Annotated in this window: 5 protein-coding genes; 4 read left to right on the top strand and 1 reads right to left on the bottom strand. The window is 71.8% G+C overall.

The window, feature by feature from the left end:
* On the bottom strand, positions 1-807 hold an 807-nt coding region (locus ACWGIU_RS27590; RefSeq protein ID WP_453710181.1), incomplete at its 3' end, for a LacI family DNA-binding transcriptional regulator.
* A gap of 102 nt (positions 808-909) precedes the next feature.
* Between ACWGIU_RS27590 and ACWGIU_RS27585 the strand changes: the two genes are divergently transcribed.
* From ACWGIU_RS27585 to ACWGIU_RS27570, 4 genes are read left to right on the top strand one after another with little or no spacing between them, the layout of a single operon-like run.
* On the top strand, positions 910-2,271 hold the full coding sequence (locus tag ACWGIU_RS27585) for an ABC transporter substrate-binding protein (protein WP_453710179.1): 1,362 nt from the start codon (positions 910-912) through the stop codon (positions 2,269-2,271).
* Positions 2,272-2,278: 7 nt separating this feature from the next.
* The gene (locus ACWGIU_RS27580; RefSeq protein WP_453710177.1) at positions 2,279-3,274 is read left to right on the top strand and encodes a carbohydrate ABC transporter permease; all 996 of its coding nucleotides are present in this window, start codon (positions 2,279-2,281) and stop codon (positions 3,272-3,274) included.
* Positions 3,271-4,095: a carbohydrate ABC transporter permease gene (locus ACWGIU_RS27575; protein ID WP_453710175.1), complete on the top strand. Its 825-nt coding sequence runs from the start codon at positions 3,271-3,273 to the stop codon at positions 4,093-4,095. The genes ACWGIU_RS27580 and ACWGIU_RS27575 overlap by 4 nt, the downstream gene beginning before the upstream one ends.
* On the top strand, positions 4,092-5,564 hold the full coding sequence (locus tag ACWGIU_RS27570; RefSeq protein WP_453710173.1) for a GH1 family beta-glucosidase: 1,473 nt from the start codon (positions 4,092-4,094) through the stop codon (positions 5,562-5,564). The genes ACWGIU_RS27575 and ACWGIU_RS27570 overlap by 4 nt, the downstream gene beginning before the upstream one ends.
* Positions 5,565-5,686 lie beyond the last annotated feature (122 nt).

Raw genomic sequence — 5,686 nt, 5'->3', positions numbered from 1 at the left:
CAGCTCCCGCCGGGCGCCGGCCGCCATGACGTCCGAGGCGGCGAAGACCGCGTCGAGCCCGGGGTGGCGCCCCAGCAGTTCGCGCATGGCCCGCCGGCCGCCCTCCTCGGTGAAGTCGCCGGCCGCGATCAACAGCTCGTCGACGGGACGGCCGGCGGCCGCCAGGGCCTGCCGGTAGCCGTCGAGGCGGCACTGGGCCCCGTACACGTCCAGCGGGCCGGTGATCGTGGCGATCGTGCGCCGGCCCCGGTCGAGGAGGTGGCGTACGGCCTCGGCCGCGCCCGCCAGGTTGTCGGAGTCCACGCAGGGCAGGGTCTCGGCGGCGGAACGGCGCCCGCTGATCACCGTCGGGATGCCCAGCTCGGCCAGCAGCTCCGGCAGCGGGTCCCCGGCGTGGACGGACACGAGCAGCACCCCGTCGACCCGGTGCCCGGACAGGTACTGGGCGAGGCGGCGGCGCTCCCGGTCGCTGCCCGCCAGGGTGAGGACGAGCTGGACCTCGGTGTCGGAGAGCTCGGCGCCGACCCCGCGGACCACTTCGGAGAAGTAGGGCTCGGCGAAGAAGCGGGCCTCGGGTTCGGGGATCACCAGGGCGATGGCGTCCGTGCGGTTGGCCGCGAGGGCGCGCGCGGCGCGGTTCGGTACGTACCCCAGCTCGGCCACGGCCGCCTCGACGGCGACCCTGGTGTGCTCGCTGACCTTGGAGGATCCGTTGATCACCCGGGAGACCGTGCCGCGCCCGACTCCGGCGCGCGCCGCGACCTCCTCCAGGGTCGGCCGTCCCCCACTGCGCCCATGCCCGTTCATGGCTTCCTCCCGGTTGTGAATCTACCTCTTGACGACTGTGGGAGCGCTCCCACACTGTGTCACACGACACCTGGCACGTTCCGTCCTTCAGGGAGGAAGCCCATGCGCGTCCGAGCCCGTACCCGAGCCCGAGCCCGAAGAAGTCTTCTCACGACCGTCACCGCGCTCGGAGCGGCGGCCCTGCTGCTCGCGGGGTGCGCCCAGGACCCCGAGCAGGACACCGGGAAGGGCGCCCCGGCCCCCGGCAAGTCCGGGGGCGCCGCCCGGACCACCCTCACCGTCGGCGTCTTCGGAGCCTTCGGCCTCAAGGAGGCGGGCCTCTACGACGAGTACATGGCGCAGAATCCCGGTATCCGTATCGAGCAGACCTCCATCGAGCGGAACGAGAACTACTACCCCCAGCTCCTCACCCACCTGGGCACGGGCAGCGGGCTCGCCGACATCCAGGCCGTCGAGGTCAACAACATCGCCGAGATCACCGCCACCCAGGCCGACAAGCTGGTCGACCTGGGCAAGACCCCCGGCGTCGACAAGGCCGCGTACCTGCCCTGGAAGTGGGCCCAGGGCACGGCGAGCGCGGCCAAGGGCGGGGCCACGGTCGGTCTCGGCACGGACATCGGCCCGCAGGGCATCTGCTACCGCAAGGACCTCTTCGAGTCGGCCGGGCTGCCCAGCGACCGGACGGCGGTCGGGGCGCTGTGGGCGGGCGACTGGAACAAGTACCTGGAGGCGGGCCGGACATACAAGGCGAAGGCCGGCGAGGGGAAGGCCTTCGTGGACTCGGCGTCGGGTGTGATGGCGGCGGTGACCGGCAGCAGCGCCCAGCGGTTCTACGACGACCAGGGCAAGGTCGTCTACAAGACCAACCCGGCGGTGCGCGGAGCCTTCGACCTGGCGGCCTCCTTCGCCACCGACGGGCTGAGCGCCAAGCTGCAGCAGTTCACCCCGGCCTGGGACCAGGGCTTCTCCAACGGCAACTTCGCCACCATCTCCTGCCCGGCCTGGATGCTCGGCTACATCCAGGACAAGGCGGGTCCGGCGGGCAAGGACAAGTGGGACGTGGCGCAGGCGCCCAAGCCCAGCAACTGGGGCGGGTCCTTCCTGGTGGTGCCGAAGGCGGGCAAGCAGGCCGAGGAGGCCGCGAAGCTGGCGGCCTGGCTGACGGCCCCGGCCCAGCAGGCGAAGCTCTTCGAGAAGCGGGGCAGTTTCCCGAGCGCGAGCGCCGCGTACAAGCTGCCGACCGTGTCGGGCGCGCAGCACGCCTACTTCGGCGGCGCCCCGATCGGCGAGATCTTCTCGAAGGCGGCCGAGGGCGTGCCGGTGGCGGCGGTCGGCCCGAAGGACCTGGTGATCGCGCAGAACCTGGCGGACATCGGGATGCTCCAGGTCGACCAGAAGGGCCGCAGCCCGCAGGAGGGCTGGGAGGCCGCGGTGAAGGCGATCGACAACGCCTTGGACCAGTGAGGCACCGGTGACGGACGAGACGGCTGTCCTGTCCCCTTCCGCCGTCGGCCCGGAGCGGCCGGCGGCGGCGGGGGGCGGCCGGAGCCGACCGGGCCAGGTGTGGCGCTCGCGCCGCTACCGCTGGGACCTGCGCTGGAGCCCGTACGCCTTCGTGGCACCCTTCTTCCTCTTCTTCGCCGCCTTCGGGCTGTTTCCGCTGCTCTACACGGGCTGGGCCTCGCTGCACCAGGTGGAGCTGACCGATCCCGACAGCATGACGTGGGTGGGGCTGCGCAACTTCACCCGCCTGTGGGACGACGCGTTCTTCTGGAACGCGCTCCGCAACACGGTGACCATCGGGCTGCTGTCCACGGTGCCGCAGCTGGCGATCGCGCTGGGCCTGGCCCATCTGCTCAACTACCGGCTGCGGGGCTCCGCCTTCTTCCGGGTCGCCGTGCTCACCCCGTACGCGACCTCGGTGGCGGCGGCCACGCTCGTCTTCGTCCTCCTCTTCGGCCGGGACTACGGGATGGTCAACTGGGCGCTGTCGGCGGTGGGTTTCGACGCGGTCGACTGGCAGAACGGCACCTTCGCCTCCCAGTTCGCGGTCTCCACCATCGTGATCTGGCGGTGGACCGGCTACAACGCGCTGATCTACCTGGCGGCCATGCAGGCCGTACCGGCCGAGCTGTACGAGTCCGCCGCGCTGGACGGGGCCTCGCGCTTCCAGCAGTTCCTCCACGTGACGGTGCCCTCGCTGCGACCGACGATCTTCTTCACCTGTGTGGTGTCGACGATCGGGGCGACCCAGCTGTTCGGCGAGCCGCTGCTGTTCAACGGCGCGGCGGGCGCGACGGGCGGCTCGGACCACCAGTTCCAGACGCTCGGCCTGTACCTGTACGAGCAGGGCTGGGTGAACCTGCACCTCGGGCGGGCCTCGGCGATCGCGTGGGCGATGTTCCTGATCCTGCTGCTGATCGCCGGGGCGGCACGGCTGCTGCGCGGACGGAAGGACTCCCGATGAGGGCACTGCGCGCGGGCCGGCTCACGTACGTGGTCCTGGCCCTGTTCACGGCCGGTTCGCTCTTCCCCCTCGTGTGGACGGCGATCGCGGCCTCCCGCAGCAACACGCGGCTGGCGCAGACCCCGCCGCCGTTCTGGTTCGGCGGGAACCTGGGGCACAACCTCCAGGTCGCGTGGACCGACGCCAACATGGGGACGGCCCTGCTGAACACGGTGATCGTGGCGGGCACGGTCGCCGCGGGCACCGTGTTCTTCTCAACCCTCGCCGGGTTCGCCTTCGCCAAACTCCGCTTCCGCGGCAGCCGGCCGCTGCTGGCGCTGGTGATCGCGACGATGCTGATTCCGCCGCAGCTGAGCGTGGTTCCCCTGTACATGCTGATCGCGAAGCTGTCCTGGACCGACCGGCTCCAGGCGGTGATCCTGCCGACCCTGGTGGGCGCCTTCGGGGTGTTCTTCATGCGCCAGTACCTGGTGCACGCGCTGCCGATGGAGCTGGTGGAGGCGGCGCGCACGGACGGGGCGAGTTCGCTGCGGGTCCTGTGGCACGTGGTGTTCCCCGCCGCCCGGCCCGCGATGGCCGTGCTGGGGATGCTGACCTTCGTCATGGCCTGGAACGACTTCTTCTGGCCGATCGTCGCGCTGACGCAGAACGGCAGCCCGACGGTGCAGGTGGCCCTGACCGGGCTGGGCCGGGGTTACATCCCCGACCAGTCGGTGATCATGGCGGGCGCGCTGCTGGGCACGCTCCCGCTGTTGCTGGTGTTCCTCGTCTTCGGCCGGCAGATCGTCGGCGGCATCATGCAAGGAGCGGTGAAGGGATGACCCAACTCCCGACGAACACGACCACGCACACGACCACGACCACGACCACGGATCTGACCGCGAACACGGCCACGGACCCGGACGCGGACACCGGCGCGCGGGAACTGCGGTTCCCCGACGGGTTCCTGTGGGGAACGGCCACGGCGGCCTTCCAGATCGAGGGCGCCGCGACCCTGCGCGGACCGTCCATCTGGGACACCTTCTGCCGTACGCCGGGCAAGGTGCACGGCGGTGACACAGGTGACGTGGCCGTCGACCACCACCGGCTGTGGCGGGAGGACGTCCGGCTGATGGCCTCGCTCGGGCTCGGTGCCTACCGGTTCTCGGTGTCCTGGCCGCGGGTCCTCGCCGGCGGGATCGGCTTCTACGACGCGCTGGTCGACGAGCTGCTCTCGTACGGGATCCGGCCCTGCGTGACCCTGTACCACTGGGACCTGCCGCAGGAGCTGGAGAGCGCGGGCGGCTGGCCCGAGCGGGAGACGGCCTACGCCTTCGCCCGGTACGCCGAGCAGGTCGCGGCGGCGCTGGCCGACCGGGTGGAGCTGTGGACCACCCTCAACGAACCCTGGTGCAGCGCCTTCCTCGGCTACGCCTCGGGGGTGCACGCCCCCGGCCGCACCTCCCCCGCCGACTCGCTGCGCGCCGCCCACCACCTCAACCTGGCCCACGGACTGGCCGCGGCGGCCCTGCCGGCCCGGGCCGGGGCCGGTATCGCGCTCAACCCCAGCGCGGTGCGGCCGCTGACCGGCTCGGCGGCCGACCTGGACGCGGCCCGCCGGATCGACGCGCTGGCCAACCGGGTCTTCACCGGCCCGCTGCTGCACGGGGCCTACCCCCAGGACCTGCTCGCGGACACCGACGCCGTGACGGACTGGTCCTTCGTCCGCCACGGCGACGAGGCGCTGATCCATCAGCCGCTGGACTTCCTGGGGGTGAACTACTACACCCCGGCGGTGGTCTCGGCCGCCCCTGACGGTACCGGTCCGCGCGCCGACGGGCACGGGGCCGCGGCGCACTCCCCCTGGCCCGCGGCGGAGTCGGTCGCCTTCCACCAACCCCCCGGCGAGCGGACCGACATGGGCTGGTCGATCGACCCGACCGGCCTGTACGACCTGCTGATGCGCTTCACCCGCGAGGCGCCCGGGCTGCCGCTGCTGGTCACCGAGAACGGCGCGGCGTACGCCCCGGACCTGCACGACCCGCAGCGCATCGGCTATCTGGAGGCCCACCTCGCGTCCGTCCACCGCGCCCTGGCGGACGGCGCCCCGGTGGAGGGCTACTTCCTCTGGTCGCTGATGGACAACTTCGAGTGGTCCTACGGGTACAGCAAGCGCTTCGGCATCGTGCAGGTCGACTACGAGACCCAGGCCCGTACCCCCCGCTCCAGCGCCCACTGGTACGCCCGCCTGGCCCGGAAGGGCAGCTTCCTCACCTACGGGGACGAGACCGGCCTCGACGGGATGGCCTAGGTCGTCTCTTTCGGATCTTGCCGGGCCCGCGTTGCCGGCACCGCACCTCGCCGCGTTGTCGGGGCGCCCGAGTACGTCCAGTACACGGGCGCCCCTCCGCCTTGCGATGCACGGCACCGGAC

Source organism: Streptomyces sp. NPDC054840 (genome assembly GCF_053611065.1).
This window is presented reverse-complemented; position numbering and strand designations above follow the sequence as displayed.

Bases quoted from the DNA above. Each gene is read 5' to 3' on its own strand.
- ACWGIU_RS27585 (WP_453710179.1), top strand. From the start codon at position 910: ATGCGCGTCCGAGCCCGTACCCGAGCCCGAGCCCGAAGAAGTCTTCTC.
- ACWGIU_RS27575 (WP_453710175.1), top strand. From the start codon at position 3,271: ATGAGGGCACTGCGCGCGGGCCGGCTCACGTACGTGGTCCTGGCCCTG.
- ACWGIU_RS27570 (WP_453710173.1), top strand. From the start codon at position 4,092: ATGACCCAACTCCCGACGAACACGACCACGCACACGACCACGACCACG.